Source organism: Vibrio sp. SCSIO 43153 (genome assembly GCF_023716625.1).
Taxonomy (GTDB): Bacteria; Pseudomonadota; Gammaproteobacteria; order Enterobacterales; family Vibrionaceae; genus Vibrio; species Vibrio rotiferianus.
This window is the reverse complement of record NZ_CP071855.1, coordinates 482,752-504,270: the sequence shown is the minus strand read 5'-3', so window position 1 is coordinate 504,270 and position 21,519 is coordinate 482,752. Positions and strand designations below refer to the sequence as shown.

19 protein-coding genes are annotated in these 21,519 nt (G+C 44.6%); 5 read left to right on the top strand and 14 right to left on the bottom strand.

All coding sequences use genetic code 11. The features are described from left to right. The first annotated feature begins 56 nt into the window (after positions 1 to 56). Complete coding sequence (locus tag J4N37_RS02320; protein WP_071234974.1) at positions 57 to 1,091, top strand: NADP(H)-dependent aldo-keto reductase; 1,035 nt, start codon at positions 57 to 59, stop codon at positions 1,089 to 1,091. A 117-nt stretch (positions 1,092 to 1,208) separates the two neighbouring features. Here J4N37_RS02320 and J4N37_RS02315 read toward each other — a convergent pair whose 3' ends face one another. From J4N37_RS02315 to xerD, 7 genes are all read right to left on the bottom strand, one after another. Next, positions 1,209 to 1,460 (bottom strand): hypothetical protein, encoded by a 252-nt coding sequence (locus J4N37_RS02315; protein WP_010445979.1) that lies wholly within the window; start codon positions 1,458 to 1,460, stop codon positions 1,209 to 1,211. Positions 1,461 to 1,964: 504 nt separating this feature from the next. Further along, positions 1,965 to 3,299 carry a cyclic-di-GMP-binding transcriptional regulator VpsR gene (vpsR, locus tag J4N37_RS02310; RefSeq protein ID WP_010445977.1) on the bottom strand — a complete coding sequence of 445 codons (1,335 nt, stop codon included), beginning with the start codon at positions 3,297 to 3,299 and terminating at the stop codon, positions 1,965 to 1,967. Positions 3,300 to 3,543: 244 nt separating this feature from the next. Continuing rightward, a complete protein-coding gene (gene lysS, locus J4N37_RS02305; RefSeq protein ID WP_010445975.1) occupies positions 3,544 to 5,076 on the bottom strand; it encodes a lysine--tRNA ligase in 1,533 nt (510 codons plus the stop codon). Between the two features lie 34 nt (positions 5,077 to 5,110). Further along, positions 5,111 to 6,209, bottom strand: a protein-coding gene (prfB, locus tag J4N37_RS02300; protein WP_100085109.1) for a peptide chain release factor 2 whose coding sequence is annotated in 2 segments (ribosomal slippage) — positions 5,111 to 6,133 and positions 6,135 to 6,209 — 1,098 coding nt in all. Because the reading frame shifts where the segments join, the coding sequence is not laid out codon by codon here. A 173-nt stretch (positions 6,210 to 6,382) separates the two neighbouring features. Beyond that, positions 6,383 to 8,122, bottom strand: coding sequence for a single-stranded-DNA-specific exonuclease RecJ (recJ, locus tag J4N37_RS02295; RefSeq protein WP_010445971.1), 1,740 nt, complete (start codon positions 8,120 to 8,122; stop codon positions 6,383 to 6,385). A 46-nt stretch (positions 8,123 to 8,168) separates the two neighbouring features. Then, complete coding sequence (dsbC, locus tag J4N37_RS02290; RefSeq protein ID WP_045386601.1) at positions 8,169 to 8,957, bottom strand: bifunctional protein-disulfide isomerase/oxidoreductase DsbC; 789 nt, start codon at positions 8,955 to 8,957, stop codon at positions 8,169 to 8,171. Positions 8,958 to 9,006: 49 nt separating this feature from the next. After that, the gene (xerD, locus tag J4N37_RS02285) at positions 9,007 to 9,924 is read right to left on the bottom strand and encodes a site-specific tyrosine recombinase XerD (RefSeq protein WP_010445967.1); all 918 of its coding nucleotides are present in this window, start codon (positions 9,922 to 9,924) and stop codon (positions 9,007 to 9,009) included. 158 nt (positions 9,925 to 10,082) lie between these two features. On the opposite strand from xerD, the gene fldB reads away from it, so the two are divergent. Continuing rightward, positions 10,083 to 10,601: a flavodoxin FldB gene (fldB, locus tag J4N37_RS02280; protein ID WP_005447890.1), complete on the top strand. Its 519-nt coding sequence runs from the start codon at positions 10,083 to 10,085 to the stop codon at positions 10,599 to 10,601. 81 nt (positions 10,602 to 10,682) lie between these two features. Here the strand turns inward: fldB and brnQ are convergent, their stop codons facing one another. Then, positions 10,683 to 11,996: a branched-chain amino acid transport system II carrier protein gene (gene brnQ, locus J4N37_RS02275; RefSeq protein ID WP_010445961.1), complete on the bottom strand. Its 1,314-nt coding sequence runs from the start codon at positions 11,994 to 11,996 to the stop codon at positions 10,683 to 10,685. A 330-nt stretch (positions 11,997 to 12,326) separates the two neighbouring features. Here brnQ and J4N37_RS02270 point away from each other — a divergent pair, with 330 nt between their 5' ends. Together J4N37_RS02270 and srmB are read left to right on the top strand one after the other, a co-directional pair. Beyond that, positions 12,327 to 13,046 carry a tRNA1(Val) (adenine(37)-N6)-methyltransferase gene (locus J4N37_RS02270; RefSeq protein WP_252041601.1) on the top strand — a complete coding sequence of 240 codons (720 nt, stop codon included), beginning with the start codon at positions 12,327 to 12,329 and terminating at the stop codon, positions 13,044 to 13,046. A 107-nt stretch (positions 13,047 to 13,153) separates the two neighbouring features. After that, positions 13,154 to 14,377: an ATP-dependent RNA helicase SrmB gene (srmB, locus tag J4N37_RS02265; protein ID WP_252041600.1), complete on the top strand. Its 1,224-nt coding sequence runs from the start codon at positions 13,154 to 13,156 to the stop codon at positions 14,375 to 14,377. Between the two features lie 62 nt (positions 14,378 to 14,439). Here srmB and J4N37_RS02260 read toward each other — a convergent pair whose 3' ends face one another. The 3 genes from J4N37_RS02260 to J4N37_RS02250 form a co-directional block, all read right to left on the bottom strand. Beyond that, on the bottom strand, positions 14,440 to 15,075 hold the full coding sequence (locus tag J4N37_RS02260; RefSeq protein ID WP_252041599.1) for an alternative oxidase: 636 nt from the start codon (positions 15,073 to 15,075) through the stop codon (positions 14,440 to 14,442). A gap of 195 nt (positions 15,076 to 15,270) precedes the next feature. Beyond that, positions 15,271 to 16,047 carry a peroxide stress protein YaaA gene (gene yaaA / locus J4N37_RS02255; protein ID WP_252041598.1) on the bottom strand — a complete coding sequence of 259 codons (777 nt, stop codon included), beginning with the start codon at positions 16,045 to 16,047 and terminating at the stop codon, positions 15,271 to 15,273. A gap of 112 nt (positions 16,048 to 16,159) precedes the next feature. Next, positions 16,160 to 17,596, bottom strand: coding sequence for an alanine/glycine:cation symporter family protein (locus tag J4N37_RS02250; protein ID WP_010445952.1), 1,437 nt, complete (start codon positions 17,594 to 17,596; stop codon positions 16,160 to 16,162). A 718-nt stretch (positions 17,597 to 18,314) separates the two neighbouring features. Here J4N37_RS02250 and J4N37_RS02245 point away from each other — a divergent pair. Next, positions 18,315 to 18,500: a DUF3545 family protein gene (locus J4N37_RS02245; RefSeq protein ID WP_010445950.1), complete on the top strand. Its 186-nt coding sequence runs from the start codon at positions 18,315 to 18,317 to the stop codon at positions 18,498 to 18,500. A gap of 229 nt (positions 18,501 to 18,729) precedes the next feature. Here the strand turns inward: J4N37_RS02245 and J4N37_RS02240 are convergent, their stop codons facing one another. The 3 genes from J4N37_RS02240 to nfo form a co-directional block, all read right to left on the bottom strand. Continuing rightward, positions 18,730 to 19,281 (bottom strand): hemerythrin domain-containing protein, encoded by a 552-nt coding sequence (locus J4N37_RS02240; protein WP_010445948.1) that lies wholly within the window; start codon positions 19,279 to 19,281, stop codon positions 18,730 to 18,732. A 134-nt stretch (positions 19,282 to 19,415) separates the two neighbouring features. Beyond that, positions 19,416 to 20,096: a uracil-DNA glycosylase gene (gene ung, locus J4N37_RS02235; RefSeq protein WP_071234969.1), complete on the bottom strand. Its 681-nt coding sequence runs from the start codon at positions 20,094 to 20,096 to the stop codon at positions 19,416 to 19,418. A gap of 404 nt (positions 20,097 to 20,500) precedes the next feature. Beyond that, positions 20,501 to 21,388 carry a deoxyribonuclease IV gene (gene nfo, locus J4N37_RS02230; protein WP_045386592.1) on the bottom strand — a complete coding sequence of 296 codons (888 nt, stop codon included), beginning with the start codon at positions 21,386 to 21,388 and terminating at the stop codon, positions 20,501 to 20,503. Positions 21,389 to 21,519 lie beyond the last annotated feature (131 nt).

Genomic DNA, 21,519 nt, shown 5'->3' with positions numbered 1-21,519 from the left:
AAAAATCCCCTATATTGGAATAACTTATTCAGTCGGTAACTCTTCAAGGATGTGAAATGCAATATACGAAACTACCGCACTCATCACTCGAGATCAGTAAGATCTGCCTTGGCACTATGACGTTTGGTGAGCAAAATACCGAACAAGAAGCGTTTCAGCAGCTCGACTTTGCCCTCGATCATGGGGTGAACTTTATCGATACAGCAGAGATGTATCCCGTTCCACCAAAGGCAGAGACACAAGGACTCACTGAGCAATACATTGGTAATTGGTTAGCGAAAAGTGGCAAGCGAGAGAAAGTGGTATTGGCAACGAAGGTCGCTGGCCCACGTAGCGTCCCGTACATTCGTGAGAACATGAGCCTTAACCGCCGCCATATTCATACCGCCATTGATGACAGCTTAAAGCGCCTGCAAACCGATTATGTAGACCTGTACCAATTGCACTGGCCGCAGCGCCAAACCAACTGCTTTGGTCAACTCAACTACCCCTACCCAGATAAGCAAGAAGAAGTCACGCTGATCGAAACCCTTGAAGCGCTGACCGAACTAGTTAAAGCAGGTAAGGTACGTTACATCGGTGTATCGAATGAAACCCCATGGGGTGTGATGTCACTGCTGCGTTTAGCAGAAAAACACGATCTGCCGAGGATAGTTTCAATCCAAAACCCATATAACTTATTGAACCGTAGCTTTGAAGTTGGCTTGTCTGAAATCAGTCATTACGAAGGCGTTCAACTACTTGCATACTCACCACTGGCGTTTGGCTGCTTGAGCGGTAAATACCTAAACGGAGCGAAACCTGAAGGCGCACGTTGCACGATTTGGGAGCGCTTTGCTCGCTACTTCACCCCGCAAGGCATAAAAGCCACCGAAGCATACGTCAACCTAGCTCGTGACCACGGTTTAGATCCCTCACAAATGGCACTGGCGTTTGTGAACCAGCGCCCGTTTGTTGGCTCGAACATCATTGGCGCAACTAACCTAGAGCAGCTTAAATCAAACATCGACAGTATCGATGTTCATTTAAGTGAAGAGTTACTCAATGACATCCAAGCGATTGGCACTACTTACTCGAACCCGTGCCCATAGCGTTTCATTTCCCAATAGACCAAAAACAAAAGAGGCTGACCACATGGTCAGCCTCTTTTGTTTATATTAAGCCCAAATTGAATCAAATGTACTAAAGAGTTCAATCTGGGCTTTGAATTACGTCGGTATTCGCGATGTTAAGACACGACGAAGGTGACGAACTTGGCGCTCAACTTTGACTGCATCAGGAATGCAAGTTTGAGTTGAACGACCTTCTTTATCTAAACCAATATCCCTGAGCAAGTGTTCATTGGTCCAAGGGATATTGTGAGAGCTACGACGAACCATACTCTGCCATTGCTTTTCTTCACGTTTTAGATCCGCTTTTAGCAACACTGTAGCGAGTTTTAGATAGATAGAGTGACGCATAATTTTTCTCCAAATTACGATAAATGATCGACTGGGAAAAATAGTGCATTCTTTAACAGAAAGATTCTGTTGATACTAAGCCGCTACTTTTCCGCAGCCTAGTGAAAATAGATAGGTTACGGATTAATTATATCTAATGAGCCAGTGGTATCCTTTATGATCGCATCAAAGGTTGAGCGAACAGAAGGCATACGATCAGCGCAAGCAGTAGTGTTAACAACGTAATGTTTCATCTTGCGCCTCCTAGCTAAAAATTAATCCGTGATTGATGTGGTATAACTCTTTGAGTTACGGCTAAATTGTAAGCAACACAGGATATTATTCAAACAATTTTTGTCCTTTCTATTAAAAACAAATCAATAACCTAAATTGGGTTTCATATGGTTTTTCGAATAACATATTCACCTGTGGAATATATAAAGCTTCGAGTTTTATAAATAATTGCATTCAAAGTACAAAAAAGGAGCGACAATACGCTCCTCTTTTCCTTTGACACCTAGTAACTTAAACTACCTGCTCTGATATCAAATTATGTTTGTTTAGCAAACGATACATGGTTGCTCGAGATACACCTAGCTCTTTCGCCGCGTTCGATACTTGCCCTGAATGAGATTCGAGAACCACTAATAACGCATCACGCTCACTCTTTTCGCGAATTGACTTTAAGCTTCTCTTTGCATCATTTCGTTGAGGCAAGTCGAGGTGATGTTCTTCGATAATGACACTGTCCGACATTAACACCGCACGCTTAATCTGGTTCATTAGTTCTCGAACATTACCTGGCCAAAAGTAACGCGTCAGAGATTTAAGTGCATCTTCAGAAAAGCCCTTCGCTTGAGAGTTATACTCTTTAGAAAACTCTTGCAGATAATAACGAGCCAGTAGGCCTATATCGCTAGCACGCTCTTTAAGGCTCGGTACATTGATACGTAGCACATTAATGTAATGGTATAGTTCTTCATTAAAATCACCATCAATCAACGCCTTTTCCACATCTGATGAGTTAGCGGCAAGAACTCGAACATTCACTGTTTTTAAGCCATCTCGGGTCTCAATTGTGCCTTCTTGCAAAAATCGCAACAGGTTCATTTGCTGCTCTTTTGAGATAGTTAAAATGTCGTTGAACAAAACAGTACCGCCATCAGCCTGTTCCATAATACTTGGCTCAGTCACATCTTCATCGCTAGCCCCAAAGACTTCCGCTTGAAAACGCTGTTCATTCAAAGCACGGCAATTTACTGACAAAAATGGTTTGTGTGCTCGAGAAGAGACTTTATGGATAGCACGCGCTACCGCTTCTTTACCAGTACCGCTTTCACCATAGATAAGGATACTCACATCCGTTGGACCAATACGTTTCACTTGATCACGTAGACGCTTCATAGGGATTGATTCCCCCACCAGTCCCATATCTAAGCTGTTACCAAAGCTTGGCCACACTTTCTTCTCTAGCTTGAGCATACCAAGCTGGTGACCAATGGTACTTAGTAACTGCGCATCTGGAATTGGCGCAGTAAAAAAGTCGATACAAAAGTTCACAATGAACTGGCAAATGGTATCGGTACCGAGTTGTGACTCACGAATGAAGGCTAACCAACGAACATGTTTGTGAGAGCTCACTAAGTTTGCTAAGCCGTTAAGGCTAAACTCATCGTGACTTAAATCTACAATACCTATGCAGGGGCCAATGTCCTCAAGGAGCGTATTAGCCTTACGCAGGTCACCCACTTGGTGACACTTCCATCCGACTTGTTCTAATACTGATAACCAAGGTTCGTAAGTACCGCCAACTACTACCAGCGACCCCGGAATGGAATCCATCTTAAACTGCCCAGCCATTCTTTAACCCTTAAATTCTGTTAATAGAAAATTCGCTCCACAAACCAAACTTTGCGAACTGGTAACATTATCGAGACTATCACCCGATTAGTCTGTCTCAATATTAAGACTATGCAACAGATTGCGATTTGGCGAATAATTTCTCTATTAAATTACTCGTCATCAAATTCAAATGGTTGAATAACGTCAAATTTCGAACATAAAAAAACCACCCGAAGGTGGTTTTTTTGATCATCCTGCCAAATTACGCTTGTGGGCGCATTGCTGGGAATAGGATTACGTCACGGATTGTGTGCGTGTTAGTCAGCAGCATAACTAGGCGGTCGATACCGATACCTTGACCTGCTGTTGGTGGTAGGCCGTGCTCTAGTGCAGTAATGTAGTCTGCATCGTAGAACATTGCTTCATCATCACCAGACTCTTTCGCTTCAACCTGTGCTTTGAAACGCGCATCTTGGTCTTCTGCATCGTTAAGCTCAGAGAAGCCGTTTGCTACTTCGCGACCACCAATGAAGAACTCAAAGCGGTCTGTGAAGAATGGGTTGTCATCGCTACGGCGAGCCAGAGGAGATATATCTGCTGGGTAACCAGTGATGAACGTAGGCTGCATTAGCTTAGGTTCTGCAGTTTCACCGAAGATTTCTTCAAGAAGCTGACCACATGTCCAGAAAGATTCTACTTCAACGTGAACAGATTTCGCGATAGAAACCATTAGGTCACGGTTTTGAATGTCTTCTTCTGTTAGCGCTTGGATTTGCGCATGGTCTGGGTTGTAGTGCTTGATTGCTTCGAACATGCTCATACGAGTGTAAGTGCCACCAAACTCAACCGTGTCATCACCGTAAGGCATTGATGTTGAACCTAGAACTTCTAGAGCTACTGAGCTTAGTAGTTCTTCAGTTAGGTCCATCAGATCTTTGTAGTCCGCGTACGCCATGTAGAATTCCATCATTGTGAATTCTGGGTTGTGACGTGGAGAAAGACCTTCGTTACGGAAGTTTCGGTTGATTTCGAATACGCGATCAAAACCGCCAACCACTAGACGTTTCAGGTATAGCTCAGGTGCGATACGCAGGTACATTGGCATGTCTAGTGCGTTGTGGTGTGTGATGAATGGACGCGCACTCGCACCACCAGGGATAACGTGCATCATTGGCGTTTCAACTTCCATGAACTGCTTAGAGATCATGAAGTTACGAATTGCAGACATCACTTTAGAACGTACTACGAACGCTTGACGAGACTCTTCGTTAACGATTAGGTCAACGTAACGTTGACGGTAACGCATCTCTTGGTCAGTTAGGCCGTGGAACTTCTCTGGTAGTGGACGCAGTGCTTTAGTTAGCAACTCGTACTCTTCCATGTTCACGTATAGATCGCCTTTACCAGACTTATGTAGTGCGCCTTTAACACCGATGATGTCACCGATATCTAGACCTTGGTACTGGTCTTTAAGTACTTTTTGTACCGCTTTATCAGCATAAGCTTGGATACGGCCAGAAGTTTCTTGGATTACTAAGAATGGACCACGCTTAGCCATGATACGGCCAGCGATTGCAACTACGTGGTTAAGCTCTTCTAGCTCTTCCTTCGACTTTTCACCGAACTCTTTTTGAAGGTCGCCCGCTAGTGCGTCACGACGGAAGTCGTTTGGGTGGCCATTTGCTTTGCAGCTCTTTCGGATTGCATCCAGTTTAGCGCGGCGCTCAGCAATTAGCTTATTCTCTTCTTGTGTAGAGGCTTCTTGTACAGTTTCGTTTTGAACAGCATCAGTCATTTTCGATGTATCCTGTTTTTGTCGGTGAAAAGCTTTATAGGCCTGATTTCAGGCTAGCTTCAATAAATTTGTCCAGATCGCCATCAAGAACCGCTTGAGTATTACGGTTTTCAACGCCCGTACGGAGGTCTTTAATGCGTGAGTCATCCAATACGTAAGAACGGATCTGGCTACCCCAGCCAATGTCAGACTTAGCGTCTTCATTAGCTTGTTTTTCCGCGTTTTGCTTCTGCAATTCAAGCTCAAATAGCTTTGCTCGAAGCTGTTTCATTGCCTGATCTTTGTTCTTGTGTTGAGAACGGTCATTCTGACACTGAACCACAGTGTTCGTTGGCACGTGCGTAATACGGACCGCAGATTCTGTGGTGTTTACGTGCTGACCACCTGCGCCTGATGCACGGTAAACGTCAATGCGTAGGTCAGATGGGTTAATGTCGATAGCAATATTTTCATCAATCTCTGGGTAGATAAACGCAGAAGCAAATGATGTATGACGACGGCCGCCTGAATCGAATGGCGATTTACGTACTAAGCGGTGAACACCAGTTTCAGTACGTAGCCAACCGTAAGCGTACTCACCAGAGATTCTTACAGTCGCGCCCTTAAGACCAGCAACCTCACCTTCAGATACTTCAATTACCTCAGCTTTAAAGCCTTTTGCTTCAGCCCAGCGTAGGTACATGCGTAGCATCATGTTGGTCCAGTCTTGTGCCTCAGTACCACCTGAGCCTGCTTGCAAGTCAATGTAGCAATCAGAGCTATCGTGGTCGCCAGAGAACATACGACGGAATTCCAGTTGTTCTAGCTTTTCTTCAAGTTCTGCAAGTTCTGGTTCGATTTCATCAAACGTTTCTTGATCTTCTTCTTCAACAGCAAGTTCTAGAAGCCCTTCAACGTCTTCTACACCTTGCTCTAGTTGATCAATAGTTTCAACAACCGCTTCAAGAGATGAACGTTCTTTGCCTAATGCTTGCGCACGTTCTGGCTCGTTCCATACATCCGGTTGTTCTAGTTCTGCGTTGACTTCTTCTAGACGCTCTTTCTTAGCGTCATAGTCAAAGATACCCCCTCAGGACATTCGTGCGCTCAGACACATCCTGAAGACGGTTTTTAATTGGATTGATTTCAAACATGTTTGCTCAACATTTTAGAATAGAATTTAACCGAGAAATTCTACTCAAAAATGTGACGGAGATACAGGAAAATTTCGGTTGGGAAATCAGATTGCAATTAGAGAGAGCACGGTCATAAAATTTTGATGCCACTTAAAGGCGACCGTACTCTATAGTAGGCGAAAAACGAGGATTTACTTGGCTTCGATATAATCAACCATCAACTGAAGTGATTGATTACCTCTAAATTCATTCACATCCAACTTATACGCAAGGCGTACTGTTTTTACTGATGCATCCGGCCAACGACGTAAATCAATATTGAAGGCAATACCGTCGATCATTACGTTGGTTGGGTGGCCTTTATAAAGCGGTTCTAACATCAACTTAAGATGTTTCTCACCCACCAGTTTCTGGTGCAGAACTTTGAACTCACCATCAAAGATAGGTTCAGGAAACGCTTGACCAAACGGACCACCCGCACGAAGTTGCTCAGCGACATGCATCGAAAATTCTTCCGGTTTCAACTCACCATCAGATAGGATCACACCTTTCAACGCCGCTTCATCCAACTCTTTTTTAACCACTTCATCAAACAAACGGCTAAAACGCTCGAAGTCTTGCTCTTTGATGGTTAAGCCCGCCGCCATCGCGTGGCCACCAAATTTGATGATCAAGCCAGGGTTTTGCGTATCGATAAAGTCCAACGCATCACGCATGTGCAGCCCAGGAATTGAACGGCAAGAGCCTTTGATCGTTCCTTCCCCTCCATCCGCGAACGCAATAACGGGACGGTGGTACTTCTCTTTTATTCGCGAAGCAAGAATACCTATCACACCTTGGTGCCAGTCTCTTTGAAACAAGGCTAAGCCATAAGGGAGTTCGGTGTTTTCACCAAACTGAAGACGCTCACAAAAAGCCATCGCTTCCTGCTTCATGCCTTCTTCAATCTCTTTACGGGTTTGGTTGAGGCCATCCAACTCACTCGCCATGCGACGTGCAGCATGGATGTTGTTACACATCAGCAGCTCAACACCAAATGACATATCATCCAAACGACCTGCAGCGTTAATACGTGGACCCAGTGCAAAACCAAAATCCGACGCGACCAAACGACGCGCATCGCGTTTCGCCACTTCTATCAAGGCTTGAATGCCCGGGCGTGCTTTACCTGCACGAATACGCTGTAAGCCTTGGTGCACAAGAATGCGGTTGTTTTCATCCAGTGGCACTACGTCTGCCACAGTACCAAGGGCAACCAAGTCGATCAGCTCCATCAACTTAGGCTCTTGCATGCCTTGCTGCGCAAACCAATTCTGTTTGCGCATGTATACACACAGCGCCATCATCAGATAGAAAGCCACTCCCACCCCTGCCAACGCTTTCGATGGGAAAGCACAGCTGTCTAGGTTTGGGTTCACCATGGCATCGACGTCTGGGAGCACTTGCCCCGGTAAGTGGTGGTCAGTCACCAGCACGGTAATGCCATTTTCTTTTGCGTAACGAACACCTTCAATCGACGACACGCCATTATCAACTGTCATGATCATTTCAGCACCAAGCTCTAAAGCTTGATCCACCACTTCCGGACTCAATCCATAACCATCTTCAAAGCGGTTTGGCACCAAGTAATCGACGTTATTGCTGCCAAGCATACGTAGTGCAAGTACCGACAACGCTGAGCTGGTCGCGCCATCGGCATCAAAATCACCAACAACGATAATCCGCTTTTGCTCATTGATCGCTTGGAAAAGCAGTTCAACCGCTTTATCTATACCACCAAGCTGTTGGTAAGAATGCAAACCACGTGCAGAGGTTTCTAACTGTGCGATATCCGTGATACCACGGTTGAGATAGATACGCTTAAGAATAGAAGGAATGGAATCGGGAAGAAGAGAAAGGTCCGGTTCGGGACGTCGTTGAATTTCTATCATGTTTGAAAAGAGCCAGCGTTGCATGCTGGCTCTGCTCCTTAAAGGATTATTGTTGCTCTAGACGTTTTAGTAATTCTGCCGGTGGAAGGTACCCACCAACTAGCTCGCCGTTTGGCAGGAAGATAGCAGGAGTACCGGAAATACCAAGTTCACGGCCTAGGTTGTAATGTGCCTGGATGGTTTCTTTACACTGTTTAAGATCTTTAACTGGATTGTCAAAAGTGCGTTCTACTTTTGCATTGTGCATAGCCGTTTGAGGATCTTCTGCACACCAGATAGTCGCCATCTGTTCAGCAACAGGACCTGTTGCGCCTTGGCGAGGATACGCCATGTAACGAACAGTAATGCCTAAGTCGTTGTAACCTTGCATCTGGCTGTGTAGACGCACACAGTAGCCACACGTGATGTCAGTAAATACCGTCACCACATACTTCTCATTGTCTGCTTTGTATTCGATCACGCTATCAGAGAACTTTGCAATTTTCTCGGCATTTAACGGCGCTTGACGCTCAGCAATCACGTCTTTGTAGCCACCATTGTTATCGATGGCATAAAGCGTACCAGCAATAAAATGGCTGCCATCATTTGATGCAAACAGCACACCACCATTAGTTTGAATTTCTAATAATCCAGCAACATCCGATGGTTGGATATCAAGAATAGATACACCCAATTTAGAAAACTTGGCTTTAAGTGCAGCCTCATCAAAGTTCTGTTTTGCCGCCGGCGCGACTTGTTGTGCAGGAGTGTCCATTTTTTCCTGACTTTCTTCAGCACCACAAGCGGTAACAAAAAACGGTAAAGTCAGCAGAGTTAGTCGGCGTAATACGCTCATTAAATTCACCTTAAAATAAAATCGTTTCATCCAACGAGACAATACATCATTATGCTCTTGGGTGGTGTTGACTGTGGATTTGCTTCAATCGCTCAGTCGCCACGTGAGTATAAATTTGCGTCGTCGATAAGTCACTATGCCCCAACAGCATCTGTACGACCCTGAGATCTGCGCCATAGTTCAATAAATGCGTCGCAAAAGCATGGCGCAGTACGTGTGGCGACAATTGGTCGGTATCAATACCCGCTATTACAGCGTAGTACTTAATACGGTGCCAAAAGGTCTGACGGGTCATTTGTCTGGCTCGTTTACTAGGAAAAACCACATCAGAGGTAGTCTCCCCCAATAGAGCAGACCGGCCTTGTTGAATAAAAGTTTCAATCCAATCGACCGCATTTTCCCCCATAGGAACAAGGCGTTCCTTACCACCCTTACCAGTGACGCGCACTACGCCTTGGCGCAAGCTGACATTTTCCATGGTCAAACTAACCAACTCTGTCACACGTAAACCTGTCGCGTAAAGAAGTTCGAGCATGGCTTTATCACGCAATTCAACCGGATCATTCGGATCCGGCGCCTCAAGCAGTGCGTCCACTTGCTCTTCGCTGATGTCTTTCGGCAGACGTTGCGGCAGCTTTGGGCTCACTAACAGCGCACTCGGATCATCACCGCGCACTTTCTCGCGATGAATGTATTGAAACAACCGACGAATCGCTGACAACATCCGCGCGCGCGATGTCTGCTTGTAATCTAAATCAACAAGGTAACTTTGGTACTCTTGTAAACCAGACAGGCTGATAAAATCAAGACGGTAGCTATGTTGCTCCATCCACGCGAGCAGTTTCATTAAATCATTTCGGTAGGAAGCCAGCGTGTTCTCCGACAAGCCACGCTCCATCCACATCGCATCTAAGAATTGCTCAACAAGACCAAAATCTTGTTGATTGACAGGCTGTTGTGCCGTCATGAATGCTTCCTTATCTGTTTATATTTACAGTATTGAGAGTAAGACAACTGTCCAGCCAATACCATAAAAAAATCATCTAGCCCGGGATAATCGCTGCAATCTTCCCCGTTTTATGGTTAGAATCTGCCACAACAGCAATACAAAAAACGACGAATATAATGAAAATCGGACTCTTTTACGGCTCAACCACCTGCTACACCGAAATGGCAGCAGAAAAAATTCGCAACATCATTGGTGAAGACCTTGTCGACATTCACAACGTGAAAGAGACACCGCTATCACTGATGGCAGACTACGATTTACTGCTGATTGGTATCTCCACTTGGGACTTCGGTGAAATCCAAGAAGATTGGAGTGCAATCTGGGAAGACATTGCAACGACACCGCTAAAAGGCAAAGTTGTTGCCCTATTTGGCTTGGGTGACCAAGAAGGCTATGGCGAGTGGTACCTTGATGCGATGGGCCTACTGCATGATGAGCTCAAAGCTACAGGCGCGCAGTTCATCGGTTACTGGCCAAACGAAGGTTATGAGTTCGAAGCATCAAAAGCACTAACAGAAGATGGCAGCCAGTTTGTGGGCTTAGCACTGGATGAAGATTCTCAGTACGAACTCAGTGATGAACGCATCGAGAAATGGTGTGAGCAAGTATTGGTGGAGTTTCACGACACACTATAGGCCAGCACTTGCTAAACAACAGACAAACAAAAAGCCCGGCGAATCACTTCACCGGGCTTTTTCTGTTTTGCTAGTCAGCGATTATGCCGCTTCTTCAGTCAACTCAGGTTGTGAAGACTTAGCAATAAAGAACATGCAAACAATCGCTGCAAATGTTGGTAGAACCCAACCCATGCCTACTTCAAATAGTGGCAGCATGTTGAATGCAGATACGTCTAGACCCGCTACTTTCGCTGCATCAATCAATGCAAACAGCAGTGATACTAGCAGTACAGCGCGGTAAGCCACTCGTGGGTTTGGTAGCTTGTTACGCACAAATGTTAGCGCAACCAATGCAACCGCTACTGGGTATAGCGCGAACAGCACAGGAACTGACAATGAGATTAGCTGTGACAGACCAACGTTTGCAATCAGTGCACAAGCGGCGCCGTTAATGATAACCCACTGCTTGTAAGTCAGTTTCGTCTTAGAGCTGAAGAAGTCAGAACATGCAGAGATAAGGCCAATCGCCGTCGTCAAACATGCCAAAAGTACGATGATTGAAAGCACAACCTGACCGTAAGGACCAAATAGCGCCTGAACGTATTGGCTCAGTACTGCACCACCGTTGTCCGCACCTGCTGCGATAGTTGAACTCGTCGCACCTAGGTAGAACAATGAGATGTAAACGAACGCCAGACCTGCAGCGGCAATACAGCCAGCACAGATTAGGTATTTCGTTGTTGCCGCACGCTCAGTGATACCTTTGCTACGAAGTGCATCCACCATTAGCATACCGAACATCAACGATGCGAACGTATCCATGGTGTTGTAACCTTCAAGGAAGCCCTTAGTCAGTGGCTGAGTCAAGTACTCGCCGTGTGCGCCCATCATTTCACCTTGCGGATCAACGAACACCGCAATCGCAAGAACGATAAGACCAAGGAATAGAACTGGCGTTAGTACTTTACCAATCAAGTCAATCAAGCGACCTTGGAACCAAGCGAAGATCATTGCTACCGCGAAGAACAAGATTGAGAATGACGTTAGATGCGCTTGAGAGGCATCTAGGAAGAATGGTTTCACCGCCATCTCGTAGGCTACTAGACCTGTACGAGGTGCTGCAAATGCAGGACCGATGATGATGAAGATCAACGCCGCCATCAGAACTGCTGCTTTTTTAGGAAGATCTTGAGTCAAGTGATCCCAAGAGCCGCCTGCCACAGCAATAGCAACGATAGTAATAAGAGGTAGACCTACCGCTGTTAGCAAGAAACCGAACATTGCTGGCATCAAGTGATCACCCGCTAGCTGACCCGCTAGTGGTGGAAAAATGATGTTGCCGGCACCCAAAAAGAACGCAAATAGCATAAAGCCTACTGCGATAATATCTGTTAGTTTTAACGTCTGCTTCACAGATAACCCTTTTTCTCTAATTGATGAATGTTGTGTATGCATCGACCACTTTTTTGTATACCCAAAGTTAATGAGTACCTGTGGTTCAATCTATAAATTTCCGCCGCATAATGACGAAGTACCCATCATTTGGCAACCTTTAAGAAAAAAACACCATATTAATTTAGTTAAAGGATTAAAAAGCAGTGGATACCACTACCCTAAAATAAAGAGCTAGATATTTATCTCGATCAAATTGAAATACAATTTAATAACCAACGAGATAACAATCTATACAATTAAGAAACAACAGAGAGATTAACTCTAATATTGAGTAATAATAAAACAATCATGAAGAGTGAAAAATTTCAGACTAAGGACTTCAAGTTCAAGCAGTTTTCGATTCACGGCGGTGAAAGTGGCATGCCTGTCAGCACCGATGGTGTCATGCTTGGCGCTTGGGCAAATTGCTCACCACAGAGTAAAATTTTGGACATTGGTACAGGTACAGGCTTGCTGGCATTAATGTGCGCACAGAGATTTCCGGCTGTAGAGATCACCGCTCTTGATATTGAAATATCGGCGATAGAAGCAGCGCAACATAACTTCACTCAATCTCCTTGGTCAGACAGACTTTATATCCAACACGCCGATGTATTGCAGTTTGAACCTACACATCATTTTGAGCACATCATCTGTAATCCGCCCTACTTCAACAGTGGTGAGCAATCGAAGCAAAGTCAACGTGCAACCGCCCGACACACAGATAGTTTGCAGCACGCAGCATTACTTAAACGCTGTCATGAACTGCTGACTGAAGAGGGAACAGCCAGTTTCGTCCTACCAATTATCGAAGGCGAGCGGTTTATTGCTATGGCGCAGCAACAGGGATGGTATCTATCACGTATCTGTCGCGTGCAACCATCACAGAAAAAGCCCGTGCACCGTTTACTGTTTGAATTGGCCAAACAAGCTTGTGATACTCAAGAAACGCACTTGATCATCCACTCGAGCGAGGGCTACAGCGACAACTTTATCCAGCTAACTCGCGAGTTTTACCTTAAGATGTGAAATAACATGTGATCCTTGTCACCAATCACTTTATAATGTGCGACCTTTTTATATTCTATGCTGCTGTGGCGAACCATTAACCAAGCTTTGCTTGTGGAGAACTCATTGTGATCAGAACCTTTGCTGAACTTGATCTAGACCAAAACCTACTTGAAGCCATTGATGAGATGGGCTACGAACGCCCAACTAAAATTCAGGCCGAAGCGATTCCACAAGCGTTAGATGGTCGTGACATTCTAGCGTCAGCACCAACTGGTACGGGTAAAACGGCGGCATTCGTCCTGCCAGCACTGCAATACCTGCAAGATTTCCCTCGTCGTAAACCGGGACCTGCACGTATTCTGATCCTCACGCCAACTCGTGAGTTAGCAATGCAGATTGCCGATCAAGCTCGTGCACTGGCGAAAAACACCAAGCTAAACATCTTCACCATCACTGGTGGTGTTCAATACCAAGAACATGCGGATATTTTGGCTACAACACAAGATATCGTGGTTGCAACACCAGGTCGCCTACGTGAATACATCGATGCAGAACGTTTTGACTGTCGTGCGATTGAATGGCTGGTGCTAGACGAAGCTGACCGCATGCTAGACATGGGCTTTGCTCCAACGGTTGACCGTCTGTCTAACGAATGTCGCTGGCGTAAACAAACACTTCTGTTTTCAGCAACACTAGAAGGCAAAGGCGTAGAAGGTTTCACAGCAGACCTACTGAACGAACCAGCTGAGATCGACGCGAAATCACCACTGCGTGAGCGTAAGAAGATTGCACAGTGGTACCACCGTGCTGATGACGCAGAGCATAAGCTTGCCCTACTAAAACACATCATTACAGAGCAAGCAGAACGCACTATCGTGTTTTTGAAGACTCGTGAGCGTTTAGCAGAGCTTCGTGCACAACTAGAGAGCGCACAGATTCCATGTTCTTGGATTCAAGGTGAAATGCCTCAAGATCGTCGTAACAACGCGATTGCTCGCTTCCGTGAAGGCACAGTTAACGTGCTACTTGCGACAGACGTAGCGGCACGTGGTATCGACCTTCCAGACGTATCACACGTAATTAACTACGATATGCCGCGCACGGCTGACGTATACCTTCACCGTATCGGCCGTACGGCTCGTGCAGGTAAAAAAGGTAATGCGATCTCAATCGTAGAAGCGCACGATCAGCCAATGATGGATCGCGTTGCTCGTTACGTGAAAGAAGACATCAAAGAGCGTTTCGTGAAAGAAATGCGCCCTAAACACAAAAAGCCTGTGTTTAAGAAGAAAAAGAAAAAAGACGACAAGAAGAAAGTAGCGAAAAAGAAAACCGCTAAGAAGAAGTAATCACGTCTGATTAATTCCAAACCTAAAAGAGCCGCAACCGCGGCTCTTTTTGTTTTTCATGTTTACAGATGATGGGCTGGAAGAGTTTTGTCTTCATAGGCATCGGCAAAACCATGATTACGGTCTCGATGTCCCGCTTCATCTTCGCGAATACGCAAAATTACATCTCTTAACATCGCATCGGCAGGCAGCTTGTAGTAATCGATCGCCAGAGTCGGAGCCGGTACATTCTCTACTTCCCCACTATCAATTTTCTCTAGGTACTCGGTGTAGCTGTTGCACGCTTCCTCTTCGAAGTAGCCCACAACACGGTGAGCGATTTTAGAAGACAGTAGATAGATGATGCTATACACGAGAATAAACACACCTTGGCCAAGCAGTACAAGTAAACGCTCAATCAAACTCGGCTTGGCAATGTCGAGGAAAATCATCAGGTGCATACGCTCATTCTCAGCCTCGTCGAGAAGTTCTCGGATCCAACCTTCATCGTCTTTCATTCGACGCAGCGCTTTGAGGTGGTTGAACATGCCCGCCACCATACCGGGCACGGCTGCGATGGTTTCAAGAATCACCGCTCGCTTTGCGTATTTCTTGCCGTAAAAGATGTTCAGAGTGAATTTCAGCAACTTGGTAATACGAAGTGCAACGTACTCCGATAACTTAGAGGCTTTTTTGTGTGTGAGCTTGAAGTCTGACATAGGAGAACTCCTTTATTTTTAAAGTTGCATTTAAAATACAACTTTAACCCTTCTTACTCAACTATTTTTTAAGAACTAAAATTTTTATGTAATAAATGAAATTAAGATCAGTGTTCGATGAAATAAAAAAAGCCGGATAAATATCCGGCTTTTCGTTTGAATTGTTTAGCAGAGCTGAAACTTAACTTCGCTCAATCAGTTTTGCTCTTCGCGTTTAAACACCAAGTCTGTCGGTGTCGACTCTTCTTCAACGAAGTAGTAACCCGCAACATCAAACTTAGTTAAGTCCGCCACGCTATCGATGCGGTTTTCAATAATGTAGCGCGCCATCATGCCGCGCGCTTTCTTCGCGTAGAAGCTGATCACCTTGTATTGTCCATTTTTACAATCTTTAAAGATTGGGGTGATCACTTGTGCATCCAAGTTCTTTGGCTTCACCGCTTTGAAGTATTCGTTCGACGCTAGGTTGATCAGCACGTTGTCGCCCTGAGCTGCAATCGCTTCATTCAGCTTATCGGTAATCACATTACCCCAAAACTGGTAAAGGTTAGTCCCCTTGTCATTCGCCAGCTTGGTACCCATCTCAAGACGGTATGGCTGCATCAAATCAAGCGGCTTCAACAGACCATACAAGCCAGATAGCATACGTAGGTGATCTTGAGCGTAATCAAAATCGGCATCAGAAAGGGTTTCAGCTTCAAGACCTGTGTACACGTCACCTTTAAATGCAAGAATCGCTTGGCGCGCGTTATTAGTGGTGAAGGTTTCGCTCCACTCTTGGAAGCGGCCTACATTTAGGTCTGCGATCTTATCACTTACCTTCATCAATGATGCCACATCGGCAGGTGTTAACTTACGGCATACCTCGATCAGCGCTTTTGAATAGCTAACCAAGTCTGGTTGAGTAAACTTCTCGGTAGCGAGTGGTGACTCGTAATCAAGCGTTTTAGCTGGAGAAACTACGATGAGCATGACTTTAACTTCCCTAATTTTTGTTTCCCATTAGGGTACAAAAAAAGCCATGCATTGTCTGCATGGCTTTTTGAATCGTGTTGATAGCTTTCAACAATGATTAGCTATCGACTTAGTCTTCTTTCTTGGCGTTGTACCAAATGCCGTCTTCTAGTTGCGACTTCAGCTCAGGGAAGTCATTTGCATCAAACGTTGGTACTTTACCTTCGTCTAGCTGACGGTTGTAGTCTTTCGCCAGCTTAATCACAATGCCTGATAACAACAGAATCGCTACTAAGTTCACAATTGCCATCAAACCCATGGATACGTCGGCAAGTGACCAAACCACAGGTAGAGATGCTAGCGCACCGAACATCACCATACCTAACACGATAATACGGAAGATACCTAGGCCCGCTTTGTGGTTGTGCTCTAGGAAAATTAGGTTGGTTTCAGCATATGAATAGTTAGCAATGATCGAAGTAAACGCAAAGAAGAAGATTGCTACCGCAACAAAAATGCTGCCCCAATCACCAACTTGTGAGCTCAATGCACGCTGAGTTAACTCGATACCCGTTACTTCAGTTGCTTGGCCTACGTACTCACCCGACATAAGGATGATAGCGACTGTCGCCGAACAGATAACGATCGTATCCATGAACACGCCGAGCATCTGTACATAACCTTGAGATGCTGGGTGTGGCGGGTAAGGCGTTGCAGATGCAGCCGCGTTTGGCGCAGAACCCATACCTGCTTCGTTCGAGAATAGACCACGTTTGATACCGTTGATCATCGCCTGTGCGATTGCATAACCAAGACCACCTGCAGCGGCTTCTTGTAGGCCAAATGCGCTCTTAAAGATCAGCATTAGCACGTCTGGTAGTTTCTCTAGGTTAGAGAACATGACAAACAGAGCTAGCAATAGATACGCAAGAGCCATAACTGGAACAATCAATTCAGCTACTTTCGCGATACGTTTGATACCACCGAAGATAACCACAGCAGACAGAGCAACAACTGCGATACCTACGTATAGATCATCCCAACCAAATGCTGTGCTCATTGCATTTGCAATTGAGTTTGCTTGAACGGCGTTGAATACCAAACCAAAAGCGATGATCAGGAAAACCGAGAACAATACGCCCATCCAGCGCATGCCCAAGCCTTTTTCCATGTAGTAAGCAGGACCACCGCGGTAGTTGCCATCATCATCTTTGGTTTTGTATAGCTGTGCTAGCGTGCTTTCTGCAAACGACGTCGCCATACCAAGCATTGCAATCAACCACATCCAGAAGATTGCACCAGGGCCACCCGCAGTCAATGCAACTGCAACACCCGCCATGTTACCTGTACCTACACGTGCAGCAAGACTAGTACAAAGCGCTTGGAAAGAAGAAATACCAGCTTTGTCTGCTTTACGGCTGTTCTTCAGAACAGAGAACATGTGGCCGAAGTGACGGAATTGGATGAAACCCAATCGAACAGTGAAGTAGATTCCTACACCTACAAGAAGATAAACCAGAATCGAGCCCCAAAGGAGATCGTTCATCAAATTGATTAAGTCTGTCATGTGTACCTCAAAGTGAGTTGCGCCAGTTTATGCTTCCAAGCCTTCCACTAGATTGCTTGCTAAGTGTCAAAGTCTGCTTAGCTTTTGGAGTAGTGTTTATGCGCAATCTAGAATCGTAAATATCGCTTCATGCTTCCATTTTACGTACTAGCGTAATTTTTGACGGGCGGATAATGCAGCCTCAAACCTCAAAAATCAATATGAAATTAGTTTTTTATACATGTTATTTTTCACTAGAAAATCACTAAAAGTTAACATAAAAGGGAAATTTAAAACCCACAAACAGCAACATACAAGCAACCAACGATTAACAACAAAAGGCAATGCAAACATAATGGTATGGCAGACTGTTAATTTCAAATCAAGCTAGTGATATCAAGGCATTCAATAAAACTTTCTCTGCAATGCCAACCTGACTGGTTATATTTTAGTCGATACAATTTTATGCAACTAATCCGAGGTTTAATTTCTTCGATTAAGTAACGAGAATTAACATCCTCTTCCCTTTCATTTAATCGTTTTCTTGAGATCGATCGCTCATTTTATAAGCACTTACCCCCTAGTCAAAGTGTGATTTTGTGGGGATTTTTAAACGAAACTGTCATGTTACCGACACAAATGCGAAATGAATCATAGTTATCTTCAAAGCTATTGTGGTACTTAAAAAACTCCACAAAGGACTGGCAATAACAGTTTATTTAAAAAGGTAAGGTGGCTTATGGAAGGCTTTCAACTAGACAACATCTTTGATCTGGAAACTACCTCAACAACTAAATCACGCTCAAAACCATTGAAACGTAAATGGCGTGAAATTGAAGCAATGAACGATAGACGCAACTTACTTAAGGAGCTGCGTGAACTCGATGTCTGCAACGACATCACTTTGGATGACATCAAATTATAATTTGCACAAAAGGCACCTCGATGGTGCCTTTTGTCTATTATAGATACTGCAAAAATGGGGGATTTTTATGCTGATTTCACTAGCATAACTCCCATTCTTACCTGTTAAGAATTTCTATCCATTTTCACTCATATTTATAGCGAATCAATTTCCAACAAATTCTCATAAGATAAGAAAATGACAAAACAAACTACTCAAACGCAATCGTTTACCTTGTCATCTTCACGCTTTAGACGAACTCAGCGTCATTATGACGCACTCTTTCGGCGAGCTGTTTGTAGCGATCAGCGATAGTATTGCCAAACACAGGATCATCTTCATTTTCCTGCCATTGGCTTTCGACATTTAGCCAATCTTCAGAAGTAAACAACTCTTCAATCAGTGGTAGAACTTGGCGCTCTTCCATTTCCAAATGGCGTTTCTGACTGGTAATGAAATCCTCGAGTTGCTGGGTAAACATCTCCTGGGGTACTACAGCATCTTGCAGAATCATCTCTACAATGCCAGCAAACTGTTTGGTCTTTTTAGATAACTCTTGATGTTCTAACTCTAGATTTTCAATCGTCTTAAAATGACCATAGTGCTCTAGAAAGTAATGGTAGAGGATATCTTCTTTGGGGTGATGAACCTTTTCAGAGTGATTAGAGAGGTAATCCACGATCTCACTCACCAACGCATAGTTAATAGCGCGTTCTTGCTTAATCTCATTCAATTTATGGCGCAATATTGCCAATAAACGGACCATATAGCCGTGTTCGCGTCGAATTCTCTCGATCATCATAGCGTCTCTCCTTAACACTTACTTTTAATAAGTGTATATGAGAAACCAGAGACCAGCCTCGACGGTGTTCAAAAAAACAGCGAACGTGGTGTCACGATCGCTGTACTGTTATGTCTCGGATAAGATGTCGATACTTACACCGTCATCGGCAAATGCCAATTAATCGCTTCTTTGCCTTGTTGGACAAGGATTTGGTTTGCTTGCGAGAATGGCTTGCTACCAAAGAAACCACGGTGTGCAGATAATGGTGACGGGTGCGGAGCGGTCAATACATGATGCTTATTGCGGTCGATAAAGCGACCTTTTTTCTGCGCATGGGCCCCCCATAACAGGAACACAACACCTTGTTGATGCTGGTTGATGGCCTCAATCACGCGGTCAGTAAAGGTTTCCCAGCCAGTTTTAGAATGCGAGTGCGCTTTACCTTGCTCTACCGTCAAGACGGTATTGAGCAGTAACACCCCCTGCTCTGCCCAACTTTGCAAAAAGCCATGTTGAGGAATTTTGAAACCTTCAATATCTTGCGCTAGCTCTTTATACATGTTCACCAAAGACGGCGGTGTCTTGATACCAGGTAATACAGAGAAGCACAAACCATGTGCTTGGTTTGGACCATGGTAAGGGTCTTGCCCTAGAATCACTACCTTAACGTCATTGAATTCAGTAAAACGGAACGCGTTAAACACGTCTTTGGCTGGCGGATAGATGGCTTTGCCTGCTGCTCGCTCTGCGTCAACAAAATTCATGGTATCGACAAAGTAGCTCTGCTGTTTTTCTTCGCCGATCACATCGTGCCAAGTGGGTAACTGATTCATGGAAAGTTCCTGTCCTAATGTTTCCCTCTATTCTAACGAGCGAAACCCAAACAAACAAAAACTTACCACCAGCACCAAGTTGAGACGACTCCTCAAACGCTGATTCGCAGACAACTGGCATGAACCCGTGCTGGTTTGACTAAACTAAAATAACGAGTAGTAATGACGCTAATTACGCTGCGGCGTTCGAAAATGCCCTTGTCCAGTGATATGGCGATTTGGCGTTGGTAAACGTAATACACGTCGAGAGTGTGTCACTGGGGTAAAGGAAACTGGTCGAGACATAATGTCATCCTCCTAACTTAATCGCCCACATACAACATTGAATTTAGGCGCTTAAAACAAATACGCAATAACGCGATTAGTTTTAATCAAGAAAGAAGGATGCCAACTTTACTATTCCGTTAGAAATTCGCCATTTCTTCAATGTGGAATCGGCGTAAGGTGTCGATTTCTTGCTGCCAGATATCAGGATCAATTGTTTCTAAAATCAGAGGGATACCATCAAATCGAGGATCTTTTGCGATGTACTCAAAACAGCTCCAACCGATCTCGCCTTTACCTAATGAATGATGGCGGTCAACCTTACTAGCGAATTCAACCTTTGAATCATTTAGATGCATTGCTCTTAAATAGTGCATGCCGACAATGCGGTCGAACTCAACAAAGGTGCGCTCACAATCTTCTTTAGTACGTAAATCGTAACCTGCAGTAAACGTGTGGCAAGTATCGAGACATACGCCAACACGCTCTTTGTCTTCCACTTGATCGATGATTTCAGCCAAATGCTCAAACTTCCAACCTAGGTTTGTACCCTGACCAGCCGTGTTCTCAATTACAGCAATCACATTCGGCACCGCTTTGTGCGCAAGATTGATCGACTCAGCGATCGTTGCCAAACAATCTTGCTCGGACACTTTCTTTAAGTGACTGCCTGGGTGGAAGTTCAGCAGCGTTAACCCCAATTGATTACAACGCTCCATCTCATCAATAAATGCAGCGCGGGATTTATTCAGCTTTTCTTCTTCTGGAGCGCCCAAGTTAATCAGATAGGAGTCATGGGGCAGAATGTGCTCCGCGCCAAAGCCAAGCATTTTGCAGTTTGCTTTGAATGCGCTGATGGTTTTCTCTTCGAGTGGCTTAGCGACCCATTGACGTTGATTCTTAGTAAAAAGGGCAAACGCATTTGCACCAATCTCACGAGCACGAAGAGGTGCTTGATCTACTCCGCCCGCCGCCGACACGTGAGCACCAATAAACTTGTTTCCAAACTTGTTTTTCATGTTTGTCATTTAATCACTTTAGACTTTCAGTATGGCTACCTAAATACAGGCAGTTGCGTTAAGCAGGTTAAGTTTCAAACTCATTTTGTAGTAAATTTACAACAAAAATGACTTTTAAATATTTTTTATATTATCAAATA